Source organism: Rhizobium mongolense subsp. loessense, assembly GCF_900099775.1.
In the GTDB taxonomy this organism is placed as follows: Bacteria; Pseudomonadota; Alphaproteobacteria; order Rhizobiales; family Rhizobiaceae; genus Rhizobium; species Rhizobium loessense.
In genome coordinates this window covers 1-21,754 of the sequence record NZ_FMTM01000005.1, presented here as the reverse complement: position 1 = coordinate 21,754, position 21,754 = coordinate 1, and the positions used below count along the sequence as shown (strand labels likewise).

The 21,754-nt window shown below is 58.2% G+C and carries 26 protein-coding genes, 1 tRNA gene and 1 pseudogene; 7 read left to right on the top strand and 21 right to left on the bottom strand.

Translation table 11 applies throughout. The features are described 5' to 3' along the window. Nucleotides 1-33: 33 nt before the first annotated feature. Nucleotides 34-528, bottom strand: coding sequence for a lipocalin-like domain-containing protein (locus BLP23_RS17500; RefSeq protein WP_092586466.1), 495 nt, complete (start codon nucleotides 526-528; stop codon nucleotides 34-36). A gap of 50 nt (nucleotides 529-578) precedes the next feature. Further along, complete coding sequence (locus tag BLP23_RS17495) at nucleotides 579-1,412, bottom strand: SDR family oxidoreductase (protein ID WP_092586165.1); 834 nt, start codon at nucleotides 1,410-1,412, stop codon at nucleotides 579-581. 91 nt (nucleotides 1,413-1,503) lie between these two features. On the opposite strand from BLP23_RS17495, the gene BLP23_RS17490 reads away from it, so the two are divergent. Then, nucleotides 1,504-2,403, top strand: coding sequence for a LysR family transcriptional regulator (locus BLP23_RS17490; RefSeq protein WP_092586164.1), 900 nt, complete (start codon nucleotides 1,504-1,506; stop codon nucleotides 2,401-2,403). A 103-nt stretch (nucleotides 2,404-2,506) separates the two neighbouring features. Here BLP23_RS17490 and BLP23_RS17485 read toward each other — a convergent pair whose 3' ends face one another. From BLP23_RS17485 to BLP23_RS17475, 3 genes are all read right to left on the bottom strand, one after another. Then, nucleotides 2,507-2,836 carry an Atu4866 domain-containing protein gene (locus BLP23_RS17485; RefSeq protein ID WP_092586163.1) on the bottom strand — a complete coding sequence of 110 codons (330 nt, stop codon included), beginning with the start codon at nucleotides 2,834-2,836 and terminating at the stop codon, nucleotides 2,507-2,509. Between the two features lie 107 nt (nucleotides 2,837-2,943). Then, the gene (locus BLP23_RS17480; RefSeq protein WP_092586162.1) at nucleotides 2,944-3,498 is read right to left on the bottom strand and encodes a nuclear transport factor 2 family protein; all 555 of its coding nucleotides are present in this window, start codon (nucleotides 3,496-3,498) and stop codon (nucleotides 2,944-2,946) included. Nucleotides 3,499-3,594: 96 nt separating this feature from the next. Further along, entirely contained in the window at nucleotides 3,595-4,653 is a 1,059-nt protein-coding gene (locus BLP23_RS17475) for an aldo/keto reductase (protein WP_092586161.1), read from the bottom strand. Between the two features lie 95 nt (nucleotides 4,654-4,748). Here BLP23_RS17475 and BLP23_RS17470 point away from each other — a divergent pair, with 95 nt between their 5' ends. The 3 genes from BLP23_RS17470 to BLP23_RS17455 all read left to right on the top strand — a co-directional run bounded on the left by BLP23_RS17470 (nucleotide 4,749) and on the right by BLP23_RS17455 (nucleotide 7,169). After that, nucleotides 4,749-5,639, top strand: coding sequence for a LysR family transcriptional regulator (locus tag BLP23_RS17470; protein WP_092586160.1), 891 nt, complete (start codon nucleotides 4,749-4,751; stop codon nucleotides 5,637-5,639). Nucleotides 5,640-5,983: 344 nt separating this feature from the next. Beyond that, nucleotides 5,984-6,355, top strand: a complete 372-nt coding sequence (locus BLP23_RS17460; RefSeq protein WP_233426748.1) for a MarR family winged helix-turn-helix transcriptional regulator — start codon at nucleotides 5,984-5,986, stop codon at nucleotides 6,353-6,355. A gap of 4 nt (nucleotides 6,356-6,359) precedes the next feature. Continuing rightward, complete coding sequence (locus BLP23_RS17455; RefSeq protein WP_092586157.1) at nucleotides 6,360-7,169, top strand: NAD-dependent epimerase/dehydratase family protein; 810 nt, start codon at nucleotides 6,360-6,362, stop codon at nucleotides 7,167-7,169. A 265-nt stretch (nucleotides 7,170-7,434) separates the two neighbouring features. On the opposite strand, the pseudogene BLP23_RS17450 reads toward BLP23_RS17455, so the two are convergent. The 3 genes and pseudogenes from BLP23_RS17450 to BLP23_RS17440 form a co-directional block, all read right to left on the bottom strand. Then, a pseudogene (locus tag BLP23_RS17450) lies at nucleotides 7,435-7,638 on the bottom strand (GMC oxidoreductase); the annotation flags it as partial. A gap of 41 nt (nucleotides 7,639-7,679) precedes the next feature. Further along, nucleotides 7,680-8,468 (bottom strand): SDR family oxidoreductase, encoded by a 789-nt coding sequence (locus BLP23_RS17445; protein ID WP_092586155.1) that lies wholly within the window; start codon nucleotides 8,466-8,468, stop codon nucleotides 7,680-7,682. Beyond that, nucleotides 8,465-8,788, bottom strand: coding sequence for a nuclear transport factor 2 family protein (locus BLP23_RS17440; RefSeq protein WP_092586154.1), 324 nt, complete (start codon nucleotides 8,786-8,788; stop codon nucleotides 8,465-8,467). Before BLP23_RS17440 ends, BLP23_RS17445 begins: the two co-directional genes overlap by 4 nt. A gap of 137 nt (nucleotides 8,789-8,925) precedes the next feature. On the opposite strand from BLP23_RS17440, the gene BLP23_RS17435 reads away from it, so the two are divergent. Then, nucleotides 8,926-9,834 carry a LysR family transcriptional regulator gene (locus BLP23_RS17435; RefSeq protein WP_092586153.1) on the top strand — a complete coding sequence of 303 codons (909 nt, stop codon included), beginning with the start codon at nucleotides 8,926-8,928 and terminating at the stop codon, nucleotides 9,832-9,834. Nucleotides 9,835-10,222: 388 nt separating this feature from the next. On the opposite strand, the gene BLP23_RS17430 is transcribed toward BLP23_RS17435, so the two are convergent. From BLP23_RS17430 to BLP23_RS17390, 8 genes are all read right to left on the bottom strand, one after another. Next, the gene (locus BLP23_RS17430; protein ID WP_407691798.1) at nucleotides 10,223-10,885 is read right to left on the bottom strand and encodes an alpha/beta fold hydrolase; all 663 of its coding nucleotides are present in this window, start codon (nucleotides 10,883-10,885) and stop codon (nucleotides 10,223-10,225) included. A gap of 129 nt (nucleotides 10,886-11,014) precedes the next feature. Continuing rightward, a complete protein-coding gene (locus BLP23_RS17425; RefSeq protein WP_092586151.1) occupies nucleotides 11,015-11,332 on the bottom strand; it encodes a chorismate mutase in 318 nt (105 codons plus the stop codon). 243 nt (nucleotides 11,333-11,575) lie between these two features. Next, on the bottom strand, nucleotides 11,576-12,163 hold the full coding sequence (locus tag BLP23_RS17420; protein WP_092586150.1) for a DUF308 domain-containing protein: 588 nt from the start codon (nucleotides 12,161-12,163) through the stop codon (nucleotides 11,576-11,578). A gap of 384 nt (nucleotides 12,164-12,547) precedes the next feature. Further along, nucleotides 12,548-13,324, bottom strand: a complete 777-nt coding sequence (locus tag BLP23_RS17410) for a molybdopterin-binding protein (RefSeq protein WP_092586148.1) — start codon at nucleotides 13,322-13,324, stop codon at nucleotides 12,548-12,550. Continuing rightward, the gene (locus tag BLP23_RS17405; protein WP_092586147.1) at nucleotides 13,321-14,175 is read right to left on the bottom strand and encodes a cytochrome b/b6 domain-containing protein; all 855 of its coding nucleotides are present in this window, start codon (nucleotides 14,173-14,175) and stop codon (nucleotides 13,321-13,323) included. The genes BLP23_RS17410 and BLP23_RS17405 overlap by 4 nt, the downstream gene beginning before the upstream one ends. Before the next feature lie 108 nt (nucleotides 14,176-14,283). Continuing rightward, entirely contained in the window at nucleotides 14,284-14,895 is a 612-nt protein-coding gene (locus tag BLP23_RS17400; RefSeq protein ID WP_092586146.1) for a hypothetical protein, read from the bottom strand. Nucleotides 14,896-14,964: 69 nt separating this feature from the next. After that, on the bottom strand, nucleotides 14,965-15,555 hold the full coding sequence (locus tag BLP23_RS17395) for a TetR/AcrR family transcriptional regulator (protein WP_092586145.1): 591 nt from the start codon (nucleotides 15,553-15,555) through the stop codon (nucleotides 14,965-14,967). A 56-nt stretch (nucleotides 15,556-15,611) separates the two neighbouring features. Next, a complete protein-coding gene (locus tag BLP23_RS17390) occupies nucleotides 15,612-16,442 on the bottom strand; it encodes an oxidoreductase (protein ID WP_092586144.1) in 831 nt (276 codons plus the stop codon). Nucleotides 16,443-16,535: 93 nt separating this feature from the next. Here BLP23_RS17390 and BLP23_RS17385 point away from each other — a divergent pair, with 93 nt between their 5' ends. Continuing rightward, the gene (locus tag BLP23_RS17385) at nucleotides 16,536-17,447 is read left to right on the top strand and encodes an AraC family transcriptional regulator (protein WP_092586143.1); all 912 of its coding nucleotides are present in this window, start codon (nucleotides 16,536-16,538) and stop codon (nucleotides 17,445-17,447) included. A gap of 55 nt (nucleotides 17,448-17,502) precedes the next feature. Here BLP23_RS17385 and BLP23_RS17380 read toward each other — a convergent pair whose 3' ends face one another. From BLP23_RS17380 to BLP23_RS17365, 4 genes are all read right to left on the bottom strand, one after another. Next, the gene (locus tag BLP23_RS17380; RefSeq protein ID WP_092586142.1) at nucleotides 17,503-18,192 is read right to left on the bottom strand and encodes an aspartate/glutamate racemase family protein; all 690 of its coding nucleotides are present in this window, start codon (nucleotides 18,190-18,192) and stop codon (nucleotides 17,503-17,505) included. 293 nt (nucleotides 18,193-18,485) lie between these two features. Then, nucleotides 18,486-18,926: a hypothetical protein gene (locus BLP23_RS17375; protein WP_233426747.1), complete on the bottom strand. Its 441-nt coding sequence runs from the start codon at nucleotides 18,924-18,926 to the stop codon at nucleotides 18,486-18,488. A gap of 176 nt (nucleotides 18,927-19,102) precedes the next feature. Next, a complete protein-coding gene (locus BLP23_RS17370; RefSeq protein ID WP_092586141.1) occupies nucleotides 19,103-19,762 on the bottom strand; it encodes an NrsF family protein in 660 nt (219 codons plus the stop codon). Nucleotides 19,763-19,772: 10 nt separating this feature from the next. Continuing rightward, nucleotides 19,773-20,294 (bottom strand): sigma-70 family RNA polymerase sigma factor, encoded by a 522-nt coding sequence (locus BLP23_RS17365; protein ID WP_233426746.1) that lies wholly within the window; start codon nucleotides 20,292-20,294, stop codon nucleotides 19,773-19,775. A gap of 192 nt (nucleotides 20,295-20,486) precedes the next feature. Here BLP23_RS17365 and BLP23_RS17360 point away from each other — a divergent pair, with 192 nt between their 5' ends. Beyond that, the gene (locus BLP23_RS17360) at nucleotides 20,487-21,272 is read left to right on the top strand and encodes an alpha/beta fold hydrolase (RefSeq protein WP_092586465.1); all 786 of its coding nucleotides are present in this window, start codon (nucleotides 20,487-20,489) and stop codon (nucleotides 21,270-21,272) included. Nucleotides 21,273-21,507: 235 nt separating this feature from the next. Here BLP23_RS17360 and BLP23_RS17350 read toward each other — a convergent pair. Next, nucleotides 21,508-21,584: transfer RNA gene (locus BLP23_RS17350), tRNA-Met, on the bottom strand. Nucleotides 21,585-21,754 lie beyond the last annotated feature (170 nt).

The following is a 21,754-nucleotide window of genomic DNA, read 5'->3' as shown; positions in this document are numbered from 1 at the left end:
AAGGGCCTTTGCAGAGGACCGCCCTCCGGTGCCTCATTTGACGCGCTGCCATTCGATCCTGATTTCAGTGCCTTCCGGCCTCCGGAATTGTTCAGTCATGCGGTCGCCGTCAACGACCAGCCTCAGATCATCACGTGTGCGCACGCTGCCAACCCAGTTCGGAAATGTCGCCCCTTCGACACGGTTTCCGCTGAATTCTCCCTTCTCATCAAGGGTGTAGGTTCCGAAAAACCCGATACTGCGTGACATGGCCATGCGATTTTCATCATCCGTTCCCTCACCGCGAGCGTTAGAAGCAAACCGCGGGATGTCGGCGTCGGTGAGAACTTCCACGAAGTGCATGTCGGGAGTGAAGACGAGAAGACCGTTGGGTTTCTCTCCATAGGCGGAGATATTTTTTCCACCGGGATCAATCGTCGCCGACATCATCCGCCAAGTGCCTACTACCTGATTTTCTGCGGCAGTCTGCGCGAAGGCAGAAGACGAAATGCTGAGGGCAAGGGCCAATATAGCTGGTCGAATGGACATGTTTTTTTCCTTCCTGTTCATGAGGTCTGTGTTTCCGCCGCTGCTGCGGTTCACGGATCCTGCCGATCGGCGGAATTCGCCACTCCACGCTGCGCCTCAAGGGCAGACAGGCGTGCGGAAAGCGCCTGTGAGATAGATGAATAGGCCGTGCTACCCAGCGCCAGCCGCAATGGCGGCGTCTCGCTCTCGGCGGCTGATATGATTGCGGCTACGGTGCGCGCGGCATCTCCCTTGATCTCGAAGCTTCCGTCGCTGATCGCCCGGCGAACGGCCCCGGCAGGGGTTTCATCGTAGGCATCCATCGGTGTCGAACGGACGAGATTGGCCCCGAAATTCGTGCCGGTCGGTCCCGGCTCGGCGATAATGAAGTCGATGCCGAAGGGACCCACTTCCTGTGCGACGGATTCGACGAAGCCTTCGATACCCCACTTGGTTGCGTGATAGAGGCTGAAGCCCGGATAGGCGATCTGCCCTCCTTCGGACGAGACCTGGACGATCCGTCCCCCGCCTTGCTTTCGAAGAAGGGGCAGTGCTGCACGGATCAGATGGATGGATCCGGTAAGGTTGGTGGCGATTTGCCGGTCGATCTCTCCATTCGTGAGCTCTTCCGCAGCACCGAACAGGCCGTAGCCGGCATTGCTGACGATCACGTCGATCCGGTCGTGACGCTCGAATACGCCTTCGACGGCCGAGCTTATACTCTCCGGCTTGACCAGATCGAGCGGAACGACATCGAGGCGTTCGCCGAAAGCCCGCTTGAGTTGCGTCAGCGCCTCCGCGCGGCGGATCGTTGCGACTACCTTGTGTCCCTGGGTGAGCAGCTGTTGCGTCATCTCGAGACCGAGTCCCGAGGAAGCGCCGGTAATAAACCATGTCTTCGGCATGTGAACTCCTTCTGTCCATGCGAATGTAAAACATCAACATTGGTGATATAAGATCATCAACTTGAGATAAGATGGTGAGGATATTTCACGAATGGTACGCCCTAGTTTGAACGATCTCGCCGCCTTTGCAGCGGTGGCCAGTCACCAGAGCTTTCGCAGAGCAGCCGACATCATGGGCGTTTCGCGCTCGGCTCTCAGCCACGCGATCATCGGACTGGAGGCAAAACTGGACGTGCGGCTCTTAAACCGGACGACACGCAGCGTGTCGCTGACCCAGGCCGGCGCTCGCCTGCTCGCGCGCCTCGATCCGGTCCTCCAGGAACTCGATCAGGCGCTCGATACCTTGTCGGAGGAACGCGGCACCCCGAGCGGCACACTGCGGATTAATGCAAACAAGAGCGGCGCGCGCATTCTCCTCGCAGAGGTCGTGCCGCGATTTCTTGATCTCTATCCCGACGTCGAGCTTGATCTGGTTTCGGAAGGCCGGCTCGTCGATATCGTGGAACAGGGTTTCGATGCCGGAATACGCCTGCTGGAAACCGTCCCGAAAGACATGGTCGCGGTGAAGTTCGGCGGCGACGTGCGTTTCGTCGCCGTGGCGGCGCCGTCCTATCTCGACAGCAAGGCGAGACCGCAAACACCCGACGATCTTTATGCGCATTGCTGCGTCCGCCAACGTCTGCCGAGCGGAAAGCGCTATCGCTGGGAGTTCTCAAAACGCGGCGCCGAAGTCGTGATCGATGTACCGGGCAACCTCACCCTCGATGACAATGATCTTCTCGTGCAGGCGGCGGTGGACGGCCGTGGCATTGCCTATGTGCCGGATTACTTCGCCCGGCCGTTTCTGGAGTCCCGCCAACTCGTGACCGTACTTGACGAGTGGTGTCCGCCGACACCGGGGCTGGCACTCTATTACCCGCGCAGCCGGCACGTGCCGTCCCCGTTACGGGCCTTCATCGACCTCCTGCGAGAGGTGGACAGGTCACGATGACGGGGCGATGGTGAATGGCATCCGACCCCGTCAGATGGATGAGGTAGACCTGCGGCACCCATCGCTTTTAGCCGTTTCGCATTGCGGATGCTCGCCTGGTATGTCAGGGCGTCGCTGGCTTGCGACGCAAGATCATGCCGCCATGGTGCAATGTGTTGGCATCGACGAAATCGCCGTCGGCAGTGAAGCCCGTGTCGTCCCAGTACTCGATATGCGTCCCATCGACTTCGTAGCGGCCCTCATAGGCTCGCTCACGCTGACCGCGGGCCTCGACATAACGACCGCTCGGCAGAAGTTCATGGCGAACACGGTTGTCGTCGGTGACCCACATGCCAACATAGGGATGGTTCGGCTGCAAGTTGGTCTCCTGTGCTTCTGCGGGTTGGATCGAAAGGGTGGCCGCTGTGATGAGTGCTGCAAATGGCTGTCGCATGGTCGGGCTCCGTTAAGCGTTTCTGTTCTCGGTCTGGAGGCGATCGCGCATGTGCGCGCGGTGTCGGTTCGGCAGACACTCAGTTCTGCCGAAACCGCAGGCGTCGGTCATTGGGAACGCGGGGCGTTGTTGTCGACGACCTGCTGATAGGCAACGAGGTCCAGGAAGGCTTCCGCATTAACGACGAGGCCGTCCTTCATCTTGAATATCCAGACAAACTGGTTGCGATAAGGTGCGCCCGAGGTCGTGGTCGCCGTTCCGTCAAAGCGGATGATGATGGTGTCTCCGTCGGCAAAGATGTTGTGCACCTCCGGCACGACCGGCGTCGCGAGACGGCTGGTCAGGGGACGTGATGCCTGTTCGATGAAATCCTTCTGGTTGCGATAGGTGCCGGCGACCGGTCCGGAGCCATGGATCGTCCACACGACGTCGGGAGCGAGAAGTTCCGCGAAGACATAGGTACCCCCGCGCCATTTTTCGAAGGCGGCTTCCACGATCGCCCGGTTCTGCCGTTCGATCGCGGCACTGTCCGGAGCCTGCATCTGCGTTGCCACAGTGGTGGCAAAGGCTGCACCCGGCAGGGCGAGCGACAGCAATCCCAGTGTGACGAGAGCTGTTCGGCTTGCGCCGGCGACCCACTGGCGTGTCGGAAGAATGGTCATGGTATCGGTCCTTTCCTTTTGCTGAGAGCTTGTTCGGGCCGATAGACCGGCAATGAAGCTGCGACACCGTCGACAGGCATCACGTCGTTTGAACGGTCAGTCCCGGCGTTCGACAGCGGCGCCGCCGAAGATCAGTTGCTGGACGAGGGGGCGTTGCGTGAAGCGAGCGGGAAAGACGGGGCTCGGTGCGCTGATCCGGTCGAGACGATCCAGTTGTTCCGGTGTGAGCACCAGATCCAGAGATGCGAGATTGTCCTCGGCCTGGGCGAGCGTGCGGGCGCCGACAATGGGCGAGACGACGCTCGGATTGGTCAGCGTCCATGCAAGCGCCACCCGTGATGGTGTGGAGTTGGTCTCCTCGGCGACGGTCCGAACCTCGTCCGCAATTTCGATCGCACGTCCGTTCAGATGCCCGGACGAAGCTATGACACCCTTCCGGCTGGCAGACACCGTCGCCTCTTGCGAATCCTCCACGTCGGCAAGGGAATATTTGCCCGTGAGCACGCCACCGCCGAGCGGCGACCACGGAAGTACTCCGAGGCCCAAAGCCGCAGCCGTCGGCAGGAGCTCATGCTCGACGGTCCTCTCCACGAGGCTGTATTCGATCTGTAGCGCCACGAAAGGAGACCAGCCGCGGATGTCAGCGAGCGTCTGCATCTGTGCAACCCGCCATGCAGGCGTATTGCAGATGCCGAGATAGAGGACTTTCCCGGTCCGAACGAGGTCATCGAGCGCTCGCATGACCTCGTCCGGCCGGGTCGTCATGTCCCATGCATGGAGATAAAGAATGTCGATGCGATCCGTGCCGAGCTGCGTGAGGCTCTGCTCGACGGAGCGCACCATGTTCAGGCGGTGGTTGCCTCCGGAGTTCGGGTTGCCCGGTTCCCGCGCCATCGTAAATTTCGTTGCAAGGACGATCCGCTCGCGCTTGTCGCCGAAGAAGGTCCCGAGCAGCCGCTCGGCGCGGCCGTCGGTGTAATTTACCGACGTGTCGACGAAGTTGCCGCCCCGGTCGACATAGAGATCGAAGATACGGCGGGCCTCGTCGCCGTCCGCCCCCCATCCCCAGTCGGAACCAAAGGTCATCGTTCCGAGGCTCAACGGCGAAACTCGCAAGCCCGATCGTCCAAGAAGTTTGTAGTGATCAAGCGTCATATCGCTGTCTCCTGGTTGTGAGATCCAAGATAGACGCGCCAAGGAGAGCGAACAACTTGCCCAATGATGACCACGATGGTAACTAATTCTAACCAATAGCGATCGATCTGAATGGCATCTCTGTTTTCCTGGCAGTCGCCGAAGCGCGGAGCTTTCGCGTGTCCGCGGAGAATTTGGGCGTCACAAGGCCAGCCGTCAGCCAGACCATCCGCCGTCTCGAGGATCAGCTGGGTGTAGCGCTCGTACAGCGCACCACGCGCAGTGTCAGTCTCACAGAGGCCGGTGAACGGCTGTATCAGCGGGTGGCGCCGGCTATTTCCGAAGTCGGACTGGCGCTCGACGCGACGGCGGACCGCGACAGCGCACCGAGCGGACTGTTGAGGCTGGCGGTGTCATCCATCGCCGAACAGTTCATCTCAGGGCCGCTTCTGGCGCGTTTCGCGGACGCCTTTCCCGCCATTCAGATCGATGTGACCGTCACGGACGAGGAATTCGACATTGTCGCGGAAGGCTATGACGCGGGGGTCCGTCTGGGCGAAGTCATCGATCAGGACATGATTGCCGTTCCGGTGTCGGGCGAGCAGCGCCAGGGCGCCTTCGCGGCGCCGTCCTACATTGAGCGTTTCGGCAGACCCGAACATCCCTCGGAGCTCTCTGCCCATCGGTGTATAGGCTGGCGTCCAGCGCCACACAGCGCGCCTTATCGTTGGGAATTCGGCCAGCATGGGCGCGATTTCGATGTGGCAGTTGATCCCCAGATCACCACCAACGACATGTGGCTTATGATCCGCACAGCCTGTGCCGGCGGCGGCATCACCTTCGGGATGGAAGACACGTTCAAGCCCTATGTGAAATCCGGTCAGTTGGTCCCTCTCCTTCAGGACTATTGCCCTCCCTTTGCCGGCTTCTTTCTCTACTACCCCAGCCGGCGCAATCTCGCTCCGAAGCTTCGGGCACTCATCGACCATGTGAAGCGGTGGCGATAGCATCCGCCCATGACATCGCTGTCGTGACAGGCACTGCCGGGCACAGGCGGGCCGACGCTAACGCCCTGAGGGCCACGGTTACCTTGGCCGTTGCCGCATCGTGGATGGTCGCCTGGATTGCCCGCTCCATCGCGCCGCTTTCGTCGAAGACGCTGTCCAGCTTTCTGGCTCAGCACTCTGAGATTACCTCATCCGAACCCGCGTTGACATTCGTTCGCTACCTTGCAATTATCGTATGGTAGCAAACGAAATGGGCAGGCTTTCCCATGCACGATCAGGCGGACACCAAAAATCTCTCAGTGGGGGCATGGACGAAGCGGTGTTACTTCGCGGGCCGGGCCCTCATGGACGAGCGCTTGCGGCCCTTCGATCTGGGATCCACGCAATGGTATGTTCTCTGGTATCTCGTCAACAACGGCCCGTCAGTCCAGCGAGACCTCGGTCGCGCACTTGAACTCGAAAGGGCGACCCTGAGCGGAATCATCGCCACGCTGGTCCGAAAGGACTTGGTCGCACAGACCTCGGATGGCGGCGATCAGCGTCAACGTCTGCTGACGCTGACAGCCGCAGGTGAGGCGCTGTGGCGCAGAATTCCTGATCTTTCTTTCATTCACGACGCTGCCTTCGGCGGGATCGACGAGGTCGATCTGGCCACGACCATCCGCGTCCTCAAATCAGCGACCGAACGATTGCAGACCCTGTTGCGAAAGGATTGAGCAAATGACCGTATTGATCACCGGAGCCACCGGGCTCGTTGGCGAGCGACTTCTGCCGCGGCTGGCAGAGGCCGGTTTTGTCTGCCGTGTCTTGCTCCGGGCGGGGAAGGCCTGCGCAGAGGCAACTGAAGCCGTGACCGGCGATATTCTCGAGCCTTCAAGCCTGATAGACGCCGTTCGCGGAGTTTCCGCCATCGTGCATCTGGCCGCCGTGTTTCGTACCCAAGACACCGATCTCATCTGGAAGAGCAACCTCCACGGGACACGCAACCTGATTGCCGCCGTAAAGGCCCATGCTCCCGGCGCGCGGTTCATCATGTCGAGCACCAGCCATGTCTACAATAAGGACAATCCGCATCCGGGAAGGGAAGAAGATCCGGTCGAGCCACAGCACACCTATCCCGCGAGCAAGGTGGCCGCGGAGAAAGAGCTGCGCGAAAGCGGGTTGAACTGGTCGATCCTTCGCTTCCCCTTTGTCTATGGCGATGGTGACGGACATCTTGAATCTCTGCCCGAGCACATCAGCACCTGGCACCCGGCGCAACGCATGAGCACGATCCACCATCGTGACATTGCACTGGCAGTCACGCTGGCGCTGGAGGGTACCTTTGATCGGCACGTGGTAAACTTGGCCGACGAGGCGCCCACCTCCATCTACGAACTCGCGGGCATGGTGGGGTCCCGGTTGGATTCAAGTTCCGAGCCTCTCGCAAATCCATGGTACCTGCATGTCGACACGTCTCTCGCCCGCAGCCTGGGTTTTCGGCCCAGCATAAGGACCGTCTACCAGGCTTGGCAGGAGGGTCTTTCTTAGGAACTTGGCGTCCCGGCTATTTTTCAGCCCATTAGCGTCTGTTGCGTACTCAGTTCGCCCGATTAGCGGGCTTTTTGCGTAGCGCTCTTGAGGGATACGATCCCGCGGCCTGTCAATTTCCGGCGCTGAATCCATGATGTCCTTTGTCATGGATAAAGGCTTGGACATCTAGGGCACGCTGGCCGCTAGAAGCACTGCGGCACCCCACGCAAGTGCCGCCGTGCTTTTGTAAGCCACCCATAGACAGATCAAGAAAAGCGCCCACTCAAGCCATAAGGCAGTGAGATGCTCGGTTAGATCCGGCGGCCCCCTCTCCGATAACGACGCAAAGCGCCATCGTGTTGCCGGTGGTGATCCGCGGCATAGTCGAAGAGTCGCCGACGCGAAGGCCGTCAGTGCCGGAGACCTTGAGAACATCGTCCACCATCGACATGCGATCCGGCAACGAAGACAAAAGGCAGGCACAGTGAAGCCGACGTCCGCAGAGAGTACGAACGCCGGGGTGTGCCCTCAAACAGTCGGAACGGTGCCGCCGTCAATGACGAACTCGGCGCCGTGGATTGCAGCGGCGCGATCCGAGGCCAGGTAGGCGATGAGGTCGGCGACCTCGTGGGGATCAGCTGGACGCCCGATAGGAATACCGCCCAAGCTGTCAAGAACGACCTGCCGCGCTTCCTCGATCGTGCCGCCATTTGCCGCCTGCAGTCGTTTCAAAAAGTCCACGGACGACTCGGTCATGATCCAGCCGGGGGAAACGACGTTGACTCGCACGCCCTTGGGACCGAGCTCCTTGGAGATCGACTTACTATATGTCTTGAGCGCAGCCTTGGCGGCCGCATAGGCGGTGGTGGCCTCAGGCAAAGGAAGTACCGATTGAATGGAGGTCACGTGCACCACCGCGCCGCTGCCACGTTCGATCATCTGCGGGATCAGAAGACGATCAAGGCGAACGGCCGCCAGAAGGTTCAGGTTCAATTCGGATAGCCAGTGGTCGTCCGTCAGGGCGACGAAGCCGCCGCCCGGCGTCGATGATCCGCCAAGCACGTGAGCCAGAATATCGATCCCGCCCAGACGCTCAAGTGCCACCTCGGCCAGGGCCTCTCCGCCCTTGGCTGTTGTCAAGTCCGCTTCGACGAACTCCACGCCGTCGATGGTCTCTGGGGCTCCGCGGGCGGCAGTGATCACCCGGGCACCACCTGCTAGAAACCGCTCGACCGTGGCGCGGCCCGTACCCTTCGTGCCGCCGCTGATGAGCACGCGCTTTCCAGCGAACTCGGTTGGATCCGCTTTGATGTTCATACCGTGATCTCCAAGGCTTGGATGGCGTCGTCTTCAAACGTGAAACGATAGGTGAAACGGATCGGGCTGCCTTTAAAGTCGCCGTGGGCAGGGCCCTCGACCACGACCTGACCGTTCTCATGTCGGACGGTATCCGGTGTGAAGATCGCCTTCACGCCTGCTGCCTCTTCGAGCAAGGTTCTCAGTTGGGCGTGGCCCTCATAACGGTGTCCATTGTCCAGGACGACCACGTCGGCGGCGAAGGGTTTCAGCATGCCGCCCACATCGAGTTGTGCGTTAGCCTCGACATAATCGGCTATGAGTTTGGGTAGTGCTGGCATGAAGTTGTTTTCCTCTGCATTACGACGGTATCGACCGCAGGATTTTCGAAGGAGCATCTGCGTCATCATATTTAACTCTCGACCATTGCGCGGATAAGTGGGATAAGCCGGCATGCGGTAATGAACAGATCGGGACAATGAACCAACCAAGCGTGAAGGAGTTGGAAGCGGCCGTCGCCATTGCCCGGCGTGGGTCATTCCGGGCAGCCGCCATCGATCTCGGCATTTCGACCACCGCTTTGAGCCACACGATAGGCAGGCTCGAGGCAGGGTTGGGGGTGAGATTGTTCAACCGCACGACGCGGAGCGTTTCGCTGACGGATGCAGGTCGGCTCTTTATCCAGCAAGTCGCTCCCTTGCTTCAGGACCTCCACGCCGCCCTGGAAGCCGTGCGCGAGCAGCGTGAAACACCGTCCGGAACGATAAGGGTCAACGCTGCGCCATTTGCGGCGCGCGCCATCATCTCACCGCTCGTTCTGGAGTTCCTGCGCCGCTATCCCGACATGCATGTCGATATCGTCACGGAAGGTAAATTGGTCGATATCGTCAGGGATGGTTTCGATCTCGGCGTCAGGGTTGCAGATCTCGTTCCAAGCGACATGATTGCTGTTTCACTTGGGCGGCCCCAACGGCACGCGGTTGTCGGTTCTCCCGAGTATTTCGAGAGATACGGCACCCCGGCTACTCCTTCGGATTTATTCTGTCACAGATGCATCCGAGTTCGGTTGCCGGACGGCTCCTTGTTTCGGTGGCGATTCGAAAAAGACGGCGAGCAGTTGCAAGTCGATGTACGTGGCCCCATTACCCTCGATGAGGCGAGCCTTACGAGAACCGCCATTCTCAACGGCACCGGCATCGGCTACATCTTCGAACAAGACATTCTGCCGGAAATCCAGGCGGGGCGCGTTGTCCGAATACTGGAAGACTGGACGCCGCCCTATCCGGGGCTCAGCCTGTACTATCCCGGCCGCAGAAACCTCTCGGCGGGTGTTAGAGCTTTCTTGGAGCTAGCTCGAGAGCTTTCGCGTCAAACGCCGAGTGGCTGACACTATCCCGCGGACCGTAGTGAACCACTTCACGCCTTGAAGGGGTTCGAACTCTTGACCTACTTGTCGTTCTCGCCAAGAATTTGATTTAATCCGCTTTTGCGGCAAAATCGGTTATTATTGGACTGCCCCATACCCGTATCTTTGCCACCGGCAGAAGCGTTGGCTGTTTAGCTACACCGCCTATGGAGCCAAGCCGGCGCCGTGATCCACAGTCTGATGCTGACTTGCCGCGCCTTCGTGCGGGGGATTCAGCCATGAAGCAGCCGTCGAGGCTCGCCGGTACTTCAAATGGTCAAGTCCCAGATCAGCTGCGTAACGTCCTTACACGGAACGCAGCTGACGAATTCAGAGAGACGGGCTCCAAGTGCGAGCCGCTATCCTGTTGTTACTTGGCAGCTCTGGCTGCTTCCTCGATAACCTTCGCAACTGCAATGGCTTGCGAAATAAAGAGGGCGTGACTACCGTCGATCTCGGTGACGTTTGAACCGGAGCGTTTGTACATCCATCGCTCCAGATTGGGGTTTATCGTCTTATCGTCCTTGGCGACAATTGCGTAGCTAGGCTTATCGTGCCAGGCGGCAACCGGAACCTGCGCGTTAACGCCAGCGATTTCGACCGGCATCTGAGACCGGGCCATGAACTCGGCCTGATCCATAGGGAGATCCGCCCCGAAATCGGCCGCGAACTTTGTCCGATCGAGAACAAGAAAGCCGTCCTTTGTCGGCTTGAGATCGTTGCTTGGTGACGGCATCGATTGGAGCAATCGTGCGGTGCTTTCGCCCTTTTCGGGCTGCAGCGCGGCGACGTAAACAAGTGCCTTGACCTTAGGGTCATCGCCTGCCGCCGTGATGATCGTACCACCGTAACTGTGACCGACGAGAACGACGTCGCCGTCCTGCTGGTCAAGTACGCTCTTGGTGGCTGCGATGTCCTGGTCCAAACCTGTCAGCGGCTGCTGGACAATGCTGACAGTATAGCCGTCGCGGGTCAGAATGTCATAAACGCTGCGCCAGCCGGAGCCATCAACGAGCGCACCGTGGACGAGCACGATATTTTCGGTGGCTCCTGTCTAACTTGAGCGCGCGATCTTCTACAAGTTCTTCCCAGTACACGGAGCGGAAACGCCAAGCCTGTCTTTCTGATGTTATCTCAGATCAAGCTTATTGAACCGCTGCGGTCAAATAGGTCCAGCGAGCTCTTCACTCTCGGCCGCAATCTCCCTATGCCGCTCAACAACAGTACCTACAATCAGATGCATCAACTTCTCGACGAAGAGGTGATTCAGGCCTACATCATCGGCAATATTCCTTAGTCGATCCATTTGACGTCGCTCCCGCTCGCTATCTGTCGCCGACATCGCCTGTTCTGCTTTCAAGTGGCCGACTTCCTCGGTACAGCGAAACCGCTCAGCCAGGATATGGAGAAGAGCTGAATCCAGGTTGTCGATGGTCTTTCGATAGAACGCTAGTTGCTCTGCGGTCTCGTGGGAGATCATTTAGGTATCCTTCAAGTGAGACAGACTAATCTTAGAGATTTCCATACAGTCGCCGTAAGCCACGGCTGAGCGCAGCGCCCATGATCGGCTCGTGACTTTCTCCTGGGAATACATTGGTTTCGGTCTGAAATTGACTATCAACCCAGGATTGAAGCAGTAGTTGTATAACGAACCTTTCGTTCATCATGTCGGCGTTTTCATCAAGGAGGAAAGCTGGCTTCCCACAGGCCAAACACTCAGACCTTAAAGTTCTGCTCCGCGCACACTACGACGCAAAAGACTCACACTCAGCCATATTGCCGAAACAAGAAAATAGAATGCACCGACACCAGCGTAACCGGCCACCGTAGAGATCGAAGGTACCTGCGGCATTTGCGCTTGAAACATAAAGATTGCTCCGGCCACAGCTGATTGGCCGCCGCTCAAGACCATCGCCCATTGACCGCCAGTTGTCTTCCAACGCCGGATAGCAGTGCCAAGCTGCAGCAACCCGGAAAAAATTGCCCAAAGGCCGAAGGCGCCGAGAACCCAGTTCATGCTCATTGTCAGCGCCAAGATCACGGCAATCGTCATAACCGAGCTCGCTGTGACATTGATTACCTGGCTCCGGTTGGCAGCGAAGCCACCACTCCTGGTCGCATCGACGATGTTAGCGCCGGCATCCCAAGCCGGATAGATGATCAGCAGGGCGGCAGCCACTTCAGATGACTGCTGTCCGACGGTTAATGCAGCTACGACCCACAGCACTGAAAACGCTGCCCGGGTAAAGTAGTATTGCTTCAGCCATTGTTCATTGCTGCTCGCGGAGTTGGAGTTTCGATTGTTCGCCATTGCATTCTTCCACTTGCCTGATTGGTTAAGTTGATCACGCGGCTCCGTCAAAAGAAGCCGACGTGCTTCCCAAATGCGGTATTCTCGTCCCACTCATTTCGACCAATTCGGTCGCTTTCGCCGGAGAGTTTCCCGGCTGGATCCTTTGAGAACTCGACGTTCTGTGAGCTACCGTGATCGCTCGGTAAGCGCATGCGTTTCTCGAATGCCTCGTTGATCGTGCCTTGCCGCTTTGCCACCCATCGGCCGTCAGGATCGGAGAGGATCGAGTTGGTGTGGTTGATCGCGACCTGTCGTGAAGACGAGGTCGCTGAAACCGGCATTATTTTCTGAACTTGCGTCTGCTCATCACCATATCATCCTGCGGCTAAAAGTTCGGCGGCCTTAGATGCCGGCGTACCATTCGTACCCGCGGTCTTCCCAATAACCGCCGTTCCCGCCCCACAGGCCGGCGAAGCTGTCGATCAGTTCGATGCGCATGATGTATTTCGCCTGCTTGTAACCAAGCTGCCGCTCGACCCTCAGGCGCAAGGGAGCGCCGTGGCCGACGCTGAGGTCTTGGCCGTTCATCTGGTAGGCCAGAATGGTTTGAGGATGAACAGCGTCGATGAGATCTATGCTCTCATAATAGCGGCCACTCCCGTCGAGCGTCTTTTCGAGTTCGTCGGCACAATGTAGTACGACATAGCGCGCTGTCGGCTTGAGCCCGGTCAGACGCAGCAGGCTTGCAAGCGGCACCCCCGTCCATTTGCCGATAGCGCTCCAGCCCTCGACACAGTCATGGCGGGTGATCTGCGTGCGGGCCGGGAGCGCCTTCAAATCGGCAAGCGAAAACTCTCGCGGACGCTCAACAAGGCCGTCAATTTTCAACCGCCAGGCCGTAAATTTGCCTTCGGCCAGTTCAAGATATTCGTCACTATCGGGAGCACTCGTTCCATTCACCCGAAAGGATGGGGAAATGTCCTTTTCATCAAACTCCCGCGCCAGAGCATCACGACCCTGGAGTAGTCTCTGCGCCTTCATGGTCAGGCGTTCGGCTGAGCGAAGGACATTGGCGACATCCGCGTTCTGATCCAGAAGATCACAACCGGAAAGAGTCAAGGCACTGGCGCCAAGTGTGCCACCGACCAGAAAGCGGCGTCTCGTAAAAAGCGTGCTCATGATTTTGGGCCTTTTTCCTGGATCGCATAGCGTCCAGTGATCATCGAGCGGATGTTGTTCCAGGTCCCCGACAGGACGACCATTACCACATGGACGATGACGAAGATGACAAGCGCTGACGCTGTGATGAAGTGGATGGTGCGCGCGGACTGACGTCCGCCAAAGATATCGATGAGGGCGGGGAAAGCGGCATCCAACCCGGGTGACATGGTCAGACCTGTCAGGACCATCAGAGGCAACAGAATAACAATGACGGCCAGATAGGTAAGTTTTTGAAGAGCATTGTAATGCTTGGCCTCCTCCCCTTCGGGAAAGCGTAGCAGAGCATGGTCGAGGACTTCGCGGCCAAGATGGCGAGGCGAGAGCTCACGCGCCTTTGGTGCCAGGTCCCGCCTGAAATGCCCGCTCAGCAGGCTGAAGCTGAGGTAAAGAATGCCATTGATTACAAAAAGCCAGGCAAAAAAGAAGTGCCAGCGACGGCCAGATGCGAGATCCTGGAACGACGGGATTGTCACCCATGACGGGAAAGCTCGCGCGGTTGGTTCCCCATCAACATTGGAAACGCCAAGGACGCCGGTCGTCGGTATCTGTAGCCCGGCGACACGTACAAAACCGCGCGGCGCGCCCCCTTCCCCATCGGAGCCGATCGTCAGCACCGCAGGATCGCCGTCTGCGCCGTAATGCCCCCAGTAAAGCTCCGGGTGGGCATTGAAAATCTGCAGCCCGCTCAACAGAAGGAAGCTCAGGCAAAGGACGTTCAACCAGTGCGTAAGGCGAGTCGCAACGGAGTGGCGGCGGATGAAGATTGTCCGAGGATATTGAACGTTATCATTGGAGGCGTTTGCGCTCATCTCAGCATCTCTTGTCTGTGACATCTCACGGCTGCAGATCAAGCAGCATCGATCTGTAGTTGCTGGCCGGAGTAGTGGGGCGGCTGCTCCGGCCAGTGCCGACGTGGCTTACATGGGGGGAACCACGCCATTCTTGCCAACGACCACCTGGTGGGCGATCGGGCCCGCTTCGGACTTCTCGGCAGTGATAAAGACCACGGCGCCTGAAACGAGATCTTCCTTGGTGGCCGCAGCAATGGTCACGACGGGCGTTCCATCGGGAATGGCGATTTTCTTTTCCTTGCCGTGATAGGTGACGGTGACAGTTCGACCATCGACGCCTTTGACGGCATCTGCGACGGTCGCATTGGTCATGCTGCTTTCGGGCTTAAGATCCCAGCCATAGCTACCCTCGCCTGTGCCCTTCATTGCCGGCGGGAAAATGAGAACCTCAAGCGCACCATCACCACCGTCGGCCTTTGGCAAGGATGCGATGCCGACAAAATCGCCCGGTTTGATGTCGGTCACCTTGGCATTTGCTACGCTTGCCACCTTCCAGTCGTCGGCGAGCGCGACATCGACTGTCTCACCTTCGCGCGTCTTCACCTTGAGCGTGGATCCCGCGTAGGTGACGATACTGCCGCGCACGTGGATCGGCGCGGCCTTTTTATCTTCAGCATGGACAGGTGCCGAAAGGACAGTCGTAAGGCCAAGAGCCAGTGCAGGGAAAATTTTCTTCATTTCATTCTTCCTACTAGTTGGTAGTTTCGAAGGACGCGATTTTACCTGGGTGGCATAACCACCGCAGGATTAGTGAGAAGCAGTGGGCGTCAGTCGGCTGAGTGCGGGTTGGAGTATTGTCGCGAATACTTCAGGCTTCCCATAGGCTCTCGCCGAAAGCATCGCCCCATAAACCGTCGCCAAAAATGCCTCGGCTTCGACCTCAGGCGCGCTGGCAAGGACTAGGGTGCCTTGCGTAGATCCACGTTCCATCACCGAGGCAAGCCACGAGGAGATAAAGCGAAAGAATGCCGTGACCTCCGTTGCAACTTCCGGCGGAAGGGATGGCAATTCACTGGCAAGCAGCGCGCACACGCAATATGGCCTGCTGGCATCCTCGATGCATTTCGCCCAGTGGTTCGCATAAACCTTCAGGATGTCCAGTGCATCTGGAACGCTTTGTTCAAGAACCGTTACACTTGTCTGGCCGTCTTCTCGATAGCGCTTGACCAATTCACGTACCAAATCGACCTTGCTAGGGAAGTGGTGGTGGATGCTGGCCTTCCGAATTCCGACCACTTTCGAGATGTCGGCATAGCTGAAGCCATTATAGCCTCCGCTCATGATGAGGGTTCGGGCAGAGGCCAAGATATCGTCGGAGGTGGTCGAAGGATTGCTCATGCGGTCTGTCTACCTTCTAGTAGGCAGAACGTCAATAACAAATATTTTGGTTTCTTTCATCCTCCGTCTGTGGACACTGTGATGTCTTTCCACGCTTCAATTTCCCGCTGCAGACGGTCGATCCGCGCCGTCACGTGCTTGAGAGCATCGCTGCCAAGCAGAAGCTGCGGCGGAGGATTTTCGGACGCGACCAGCGTTAGGACCGCGGCAGCCAACTTCTGCGGATCGCCGAGTTGCTTACCGCTGACAGCCTGGCGCGCCTCGCGGATCGGATCAAAAAGGCTATCGTAATCCCCAATCGACCGCTCTGTACGGACCATGGAGCGCCCTGCCCAGTCTGTTCGAAACGACCCAGGGCAAAGGGTTGTCACGTGAACGCCGAACGGCGCCATCTCCGAACGCATGACTTCGGAAATACCCTGAAGGGCAAACTTGCTGCCGCAGTAATAGGCGATGCCGGGCATGGTGATCATACCGCCCATCGACGTGACGTTGATGATAAACCCGCGGCGACGCTGACGGAACCTCGGAAGAAACGCCTTGGCGACCGCGACCGCGCCAAACACGTTCACGTCGAACTGGCGGCGCATCTCCTCGATTGGCGATTCCTCGAGCACGCCCTCGTGACCATATCCTGCATTGTTGATCAGGACATCAACTGGACCGTGTTCTTCTTCCGCCTGCTGGACCACATCCGGAATGCGGTCGAATTCGGTGACGTCACCAAGAACGGTATGGAGTGCGGGAAGCGTCCTGGACAACATATCTCGTGAGGCTTCGGAGCGGACGGTCCCGATGACCGTGTGGCCCGCCTGGCTGGCGGCCGTGGCAATGGCGAGGCCGAAACCGGAATTCGCTCCGGTGATGAAGAAGGTTTTGCTCGACATCTCTGAAACTCCTTGATCAATCTTGCATGTGACAGATATTCTAGCAAAGCGGCTAGTTCGACCGCGGATTCTCTCAGAGTTTTGCCAAATCCTATGAATAGCGAGAAGCCTCCCTCTCCGCATGACCGGCTTGTCATCCTGGCCGGACAACTAGCTCCTCGTCTCGGCTACAATCAAACTGCGGTCAGTTGTGTGCGTATCCTACGGACGGAATCGGTGCTTAATGACATTCCGGTTCTTTATAGGCCGGGGGCAGTGTTCGTATTGCAAGGAAGCAAACACGGCATTCTAGATGGGGAAATCTACCTCTACGATGAGGACCACTATCTTGCCGTTTCGGTACCCGTTCCCTTCCGGATGACGTCTACGGCCAGTCCACGGCGGCCCCTGCTGGCCGTCTATCTCCAGTTCGATATGCAGATGGCGGCCGAGATTGCCTTGCAGGTCGAACAATACGCCAGCCCCGAAAGGGCCGAGCCGAGAGGTCTCTTTTCGAGCAAAATGGATAGCGGTATCGAAGACGTCTTGCTGCGCTTACTGACGGCCCTCGGCAGCCCGGTTGATGTCGCTGTGCTCGGCACCTCGATCCTGCGCGAATTGCACTACCGCGTCATGGTCGGCCCGCAAGGCGGCGCGGTGATTGCGGCCCTTCAGCGGAAAGGAACGTCCGGAAAACTTGTTGAGAGCGTGGCGTGGCTGCGGGCAAACTACGGCTCCGAAATTGCGGTCGCGGATCTGGCTCGAGACGTGGGAATGAGTGTTCCTTCCTACCACGTTCATTTCAAGAACCTGACCGGCTCGAGTCCGATGCAATACGTAAAAGCGATGCGGCTCCATGAGGCGAGACTTATGATCGCCCGCCAAAGCGGGACGATCGCGACGGTGGCGGCTTCAGTCGGCTATGTCAGCCCGGCGCAGTTCAGCCGCGATTTTAAACGGCATTTCGGGCGCACGGCGTCGGAAGAGGTGAAATGGGTTCAACAGCACCTCGGAGAACAGATCTGACCATTTCCCCGAGGCTTTCTCGCGAGCGGGTCGCATAGTCAAAATGCCTGGCATCTCATTGCAAAGCAGCCTGAAGTGCAGCTTTGCAATGAACCAGGGTGGTATCGAATACGGGGACGCCGACATTATCCTGATTCAACAGCATCCCCACCTCCGTGCACCCGAGGACAAGACAGTCGCAGCCTCGATCGATCAGCCGCTGCGCAATCAGTTCATACGTCAAGCGGCTTTCCTCGCGAACAACATCACGGCACAGCTCGTCATAGATAATGCGATGGGTTTCCGCCCGATCGTCAGCCTCAGGAATTATCGGCGAAAGTCCTCGAGCGATCAGGCGGTCGGTATAAAAGTTCTGTTCCATCGTGAAGGCGGTCGCCATCAGTCCCGGCCTGCGGAAACCGCTGTCAAGGATAACTGTCGCAGTCGCATCTGCGATGTGTACGAACGGGATCGACACCCCGCCCAAGATCTTGTCCGCAACCTTGTGCATGGTATTCGTTGCCATGATGAGAAGGTCGGCACCTCCGCGCTCCAGAGCAACGGCTTTTTCCCTCAGGATTTCTGCCGCCGTATCCCAATCGGAGGATGCCTGTAACTTTTCGATTTCGTCGAAGTCGACCGATCGTATGAGAAGCTCAGGAGAATGAAGTCCTCCCAGGCTCTCGCGCGTAAGCCTGCAGAGCTCATGATAATAAATTTGGGTCGAGGCTGCGGACATTCCGCCAAGTATGCCGATCGTCTTCAAATTATTTCTCCGTATCCACGTGTTTCGTTCTGTCTCGTCACATGGCGCTTCATCGAAAATCAGCCCGCTCCAGCCGCCAGACGCGGCACCAAAATAATCTCGTTAGGAGAACCCAACGGCGGAACGGGGAACGTAGCTGAAATCACGAGCTTGCACTTCAATTTCAGTGAGCCTGATGATTAGCGCAGCGAAACCGTTTTCCAGATGCCTCCATGATCGTCTGCCCTTTGGCAGGAGAATCCGAACGCGACGTACGAGGCGGCAGGTCGCCGCCTCGTACGATACTCAGGCACTTATGCCGCCGTCGACGAGAATGCCCGAGCCGGTGATGTAGGCTGATAATGCGCCTGACTGAGCGCGCTCACTAGACAGGCCTCTCCGCCGCCGAAAACCAATGCGCCACCATGAAGATCGATGATTGCGTGACGCTCATCGAAGGCTCCGTGCGGTGTCGCGACATGGATCGTTGCGTGTTCAACAGTAATCGTCTCGGCAGTTGACTGCAGGTTCTCCTCCAGCCCTTTGACCGCGGCGGCGTAATGCGCGTCGGCCACGGCTTTCACCTTCATCCAGCCTGAGAAATCTTCCGGAGACGGCATTTCATACTGTGCATTAATAGGGTGGCCGTCCTCGTCAACGAGACGCGACAATACCGCTTGCGCTTCGGCGCTAATGGACTGTGGCGTTTGTATCGTCCGTGAGGGAATGGCTGTGCTGCGTATGTGATCTTTCATTTCTTGCTCTGTCGTTATTCCTTGTCACTACCTTGAGGCGTCGTATGGGCCTATCAACTTTCGATGATCTGGCACGAGAGATGACACCCTACAGGTTCACGCCGCTGCCCGAGCCCGAAAGCTCCCTGTGTCCCCGAGAGTGTATAGGGGGCATGGCTTATGTCGGCCGGAACCGGCTACCACCTCAAAATTCTGGGACCAACCGATGCCCCAATTGCCGTCACGAATGCGATAGCGATTGAATACCACAATGCGACGAAGGCAGCGCCATCGTTGAGACAGGCGATGGTGTAGGCAAGACCACCGACGGAGCCTGCGAGCAAACCTGCAACAGCGCCTGCGCGGCGAAGTCGCGTAGGCGTTCCGGCCCGCATTGCAGCAAGAACGGCAGCCAGCGCTGGTATGGAAGCCATGACGATCATACCAATACAGTTTGGGGCTGAGTACGTGCGAACCCCGAGGAACGGAAAGCCGCTCCTATCGAGCACGGCCCCGGATAGTAGGAACACTAGGCCCGGAGCAAGACACAGCATCGCGCTAACCGCCCGGCCTGGCCGTACCACGGTCCTGGTGAGCTGGAGCGCGCCGGCTGCAACAAGAATCATGCCGATGAACTTGAACAGGAATGTCCAAGTCGGCATTATTTGTATGAGATCTGAGCGCGCCCCCCCGATCAGCAGAACCACGCTGATCGCTGCCAAGATTGAAAAGATCACGGTGGCAGGAAGGACAATGGACAGACTGGGCGTACCTGATGAACCTTTGCCCGCCTGCATTGCCAGTCCCTTGATCAGATCGTCCGTAGTTCGGCCTACCGGCCTTCGGTGGTCGTTCATGCGTGAAGCCTTATCTCTGCGCAGCGGCCATTAGTTTCTTCAAAGAGCGATGGAACGCGACCCGCAGCGCACCTTCGCTTGACCCAAGGCGTGCCGCCGCCTCTTTCGGGGAGGCACCTTCGAGACCGATCGCGCGGACGGCAGCCTGTTCGCCACGGGGCAAGGCAGAAATCAGTTTCTCGACATCTGCCGGACTACGTTCAGGATCGAACGCCTCAGAAGAGAAAATGCCAGCCCATTCCTCCTCGGTAAGATCAATGCGCGCGCGTGCGTCGCGGCGCAGCCGCCGGCTTGCGTCAATGATCTTGTAGCGCGTTATCGCGTTCAGCCAGGGAAGCAGAGCTCTATGCATATCCCATTGATGACGACGGGAATGAACGGCAATAAGCACCTCCTGCACAACATCTTCTGCCTCCGCGACGCTGAAGTGCATGCGCCGCAAATGCATTTCAACGATGCGCCGCACTGAAGCTGCGAAATCTCGAAGAAAGGCCTCGTAGGCTGCGCCATCTCCAATACGTTCGGCCCGCATCGCTCTCGCCCATCTGTTTTCCCGTGTGTCCATGCATCTGCAACTTCGTTTGGACGAAACCTGTTGTTACGTGGCGTTCGAAAATCTTCGCTTTCGGCCAGCGATCACATAAGCGTGAAGATGTAAAATCGGGGAAATGCCGCCGAAAGACTCGTCTGAAGCATGTGCTTTATCACAAAAAAGGAGTCCGATATGATCATTAACAGGCGCACATTTTCAACAGCATTGCTTGCCGGTGCGGCAGCATCGCTCGTTTCGACGAAGGGCATGGCTGCCCCGGCGGTTGCCCGCCCGCCAAAGGCCAGCAACGTCGTCTTGGTCCATGGGCTTTTCGCTGATGGCTCCTGCTGGAGTGAGGTAATATCAAGGCTGCAGCCTAAGGGTCTGAATATCACATCAGTCCAGAACCCTCTGACCACCCTACCCGAGTCGGTTGCTGCAGCTGAGCGCGTGCTGGCGCGGCAAGATGGACCGACCGTCCTGGTAGGGCACTCATTCGGCGGAATGATCGTCACCCAGGCGGGCATGCATCCTAACGTGTCAGCTGTCGTATATATCGCCGCCCGCGCGCCTGACGCGAACGAGGATTTCGCCGCATTAGCCAAGACCTTTCCTACTCCTCCCGCATCTGCCGGTATCGTTTTCGACGGCGAGGAAGGCAGGCTTGGCAAGGAGGCGTTTCTCCGGGACTTCGCCGGCGACATTCCAAGGGCTCGTGCGGAAGTGCTTTACGCGACGCAGTATCCGTTTCAGAAAGCACTGCTCTCGGGCAAGGTCACGGAAGCGGCATGGCGCCACAAGCCTAGCTATTATGCGGTGTCGAGCGAGGACCGCACGATCAATCCAGACCTGGAAAGGTTTCTCGCCAAACGCATGGGCGCAAAGACAATCGAGTTAAGAGCCAGCCATCTGTCGCTGATCTCGCACCCAGATGAAGTCGCCGAGCTCATTCTGGAAGCGGCACGCGAAGGAGCCTGATATGATCCGCAATATTTGACCGGTCGAGCGGCGCTGCGGGACCTCTCCACAAAACCGCTGTGCCTATGATGGTTTTGCGTGGAGAAGCAGTTCGAGGCGTTGCAGCGTCACGACTATCTGGAGAAGCGTCGCGCTGGCGAACTTGAGACGCAGGCCCAAAAACAAAAGCTCCTCGGCGCGTATGCGGAGGAGCTTTCTGTGAAGCGGCTTGAATGGGCAAATATTCAAGTCTCAGTGGTTGCGGGGGCAGGATTTGAACCTGCGGCCTTCAGGTTATGAGCCTGACGAGCTACCGGGCTGCTCCACCCCGCGTTATTGTTTTGAGCGGAACGGACCGCGATTGTTGCGGCCGGTTTATATCGGCTTATGGCCGTTGTTTTGTTAAGAGAAGATTTTGATTTGTTGCGTTTTGCAGACCTGGCGGCGACCGACTCTCCCGCGTCTTGAGACGAAGTACCATAGGCGCTGGGGCGTTTCACGGC

Coding starts and splice junctions, on each gene's coding strand:
- BLP23_RS17395 (WP_092586145.1), bottom strand. CDS start 15,555: ATGAGCAATCCTTCGACCACCTCCGACGATATCTTGGCCTCTGCCCGA.
- BLP23_RS17500 (WP_092586466.1), bottom strand. CDS start 528: ATGTCCATTCGACCAGCTATATTGGCCCTTGCCCTCAGCATTTCGTCT.
- BLP23_RS17400 (WP_092586146.1), bottom strand. CDS start 14,895: ATGAAGAAAATTTTCCCTGCACTGGCTCTTGGCCTTACGACTGTCCTT.
- BLP23_RS17360 (WP_092586465.1), top strand. CDS start 20,487: ATGATCATTAACAGGCGCACATTTTCAACAGCATTGCTTGCCGGTGCG.
- BLP23_RS17370 (WP_092586141.1), bottom strand. CDS start 19,762: ATGAACGACCACCGAAGGCCGGTAGGCCGAACTACGGACGATCTGATC.
- BLP23_RS17440 (WP_092586154.1), bottom strand. CDS start 8,788: ATGCCAGCACTACCCAAACTCATAGCCGATTATGTCGAGGCTAACGCA.
- BLP23_RS17490 (WP_092586164.1), top strand. CDS start 1,504: ATGGTACGCCCTAGTTTGAACGATCTCGCCGCCTTTGCAGCGGTGGCC.
- BLP23_RS17375 (WP_233426747.1), bottom strand. CDS start 18,926: ATGAAAGATCACATACGCAGCACAGCCATTCCCTCACGGACGATACAA.
- BLP23_RS17385 (WP_092586143.1), top strand. CDS start 16,536: ATGAATAGCGAGAAGCCTCCCTCTCCGCATGACCGGCTTGTCATCCTG.
- BLP23_RS17410 (WP_092586148.1), bottom strand. CDS start 13,324: ATGAGCACGCTTTTTACGAGACGCCGCTTTCTGGTCGGTGGCACACTT.
- BLP23_RS17445 (WP_092586155.1), bottom strand. CDS start 8,468: ATGAACATCAAAGCGGATCCAACCGAGTTCGCTGGAAAGCGCGTGCTC.
- BLP23_RS17405 (WP_092586147.1), bottom strand. CDS start 14,175: ATGAGCGCAAACGCCTCCAATGATAACGTTCAATATCCTCGGACAATC.
- BLP23_RS17480 (WP_092586162.1), bottom strand. CDS start 3,498: ATGACCATTCTTCCGACACGCCAGTGGGTCGCCGGCGCAAGCCGAACA.
- BLP23_RS17475 (WP_092586161.1), bottom strand. CDS start 4,653: ATGACGCTTGATCACTACAAACTTCTTGGACGATCGGGCTTGCGAGTT.
- BLP23_RS17495 (WP_092586165.1), bottom strand. CDS start 1,412: ATGCCGAAGACATGGTTTATTACCGGCGCTTCCTCGGGACTCGGTCTC.
- BLP23_RS17435 (WP_092586153.1), top strand. CDS start 8,926: ATGAACCAACCAAGCGTGAAGGAGTTGGAAGCGGCCGTCGCCATTGCC.
- BLP23_RS17455 (WP_092586157.1), top strand. CDS start 6,360: ATGACCGTATTGATCACCGGAGCCACCGGGCTCGTTGGCGAGCGACTT.
- BLP23_RS17365 (WP_233426746.1), bottom strand. CDS start 20,294: ATGCGGGCCGAACGTATTGGAGATGGCGCAGCCTACGAGGCCTTTCTT.
- BLP23_RS17420 (WP_092586150.1), bottom strand. CDS start 12,163: ATGGCGAACAATCGAAACTCCAACTCCGCGAGCAGCAATGAACAATGG.
- BLP23_RS17460 (WP_233426748.1), top strand. CDS start 5,984: ATGGACGAGCGCTTGCGGCCCTTCGATCTGGGATCCACGCAATGGTAT.
- BLP23_RS17485 (WP_092586163.1), bottom strand. CDS start 2,836: ATGCGACAGCCATTTGCAGCACTCATCACAGCGGCCACCCTTTCGATC.
- BLP23_RS17390 (WP_092586144.1), bottom strand. CDS start 16,442: ATGTCGAGCAAAACCTTCTTCATCACCGGAGCGAATTCCGGTTTCGGC.
- BLP23_RS17425 (WP_092586151.1), bottom strand. CDS start 11,332: ATGATCTCCCACGAGACCGCAGAGCAACTAGCGTTCTATCGAAAGACC.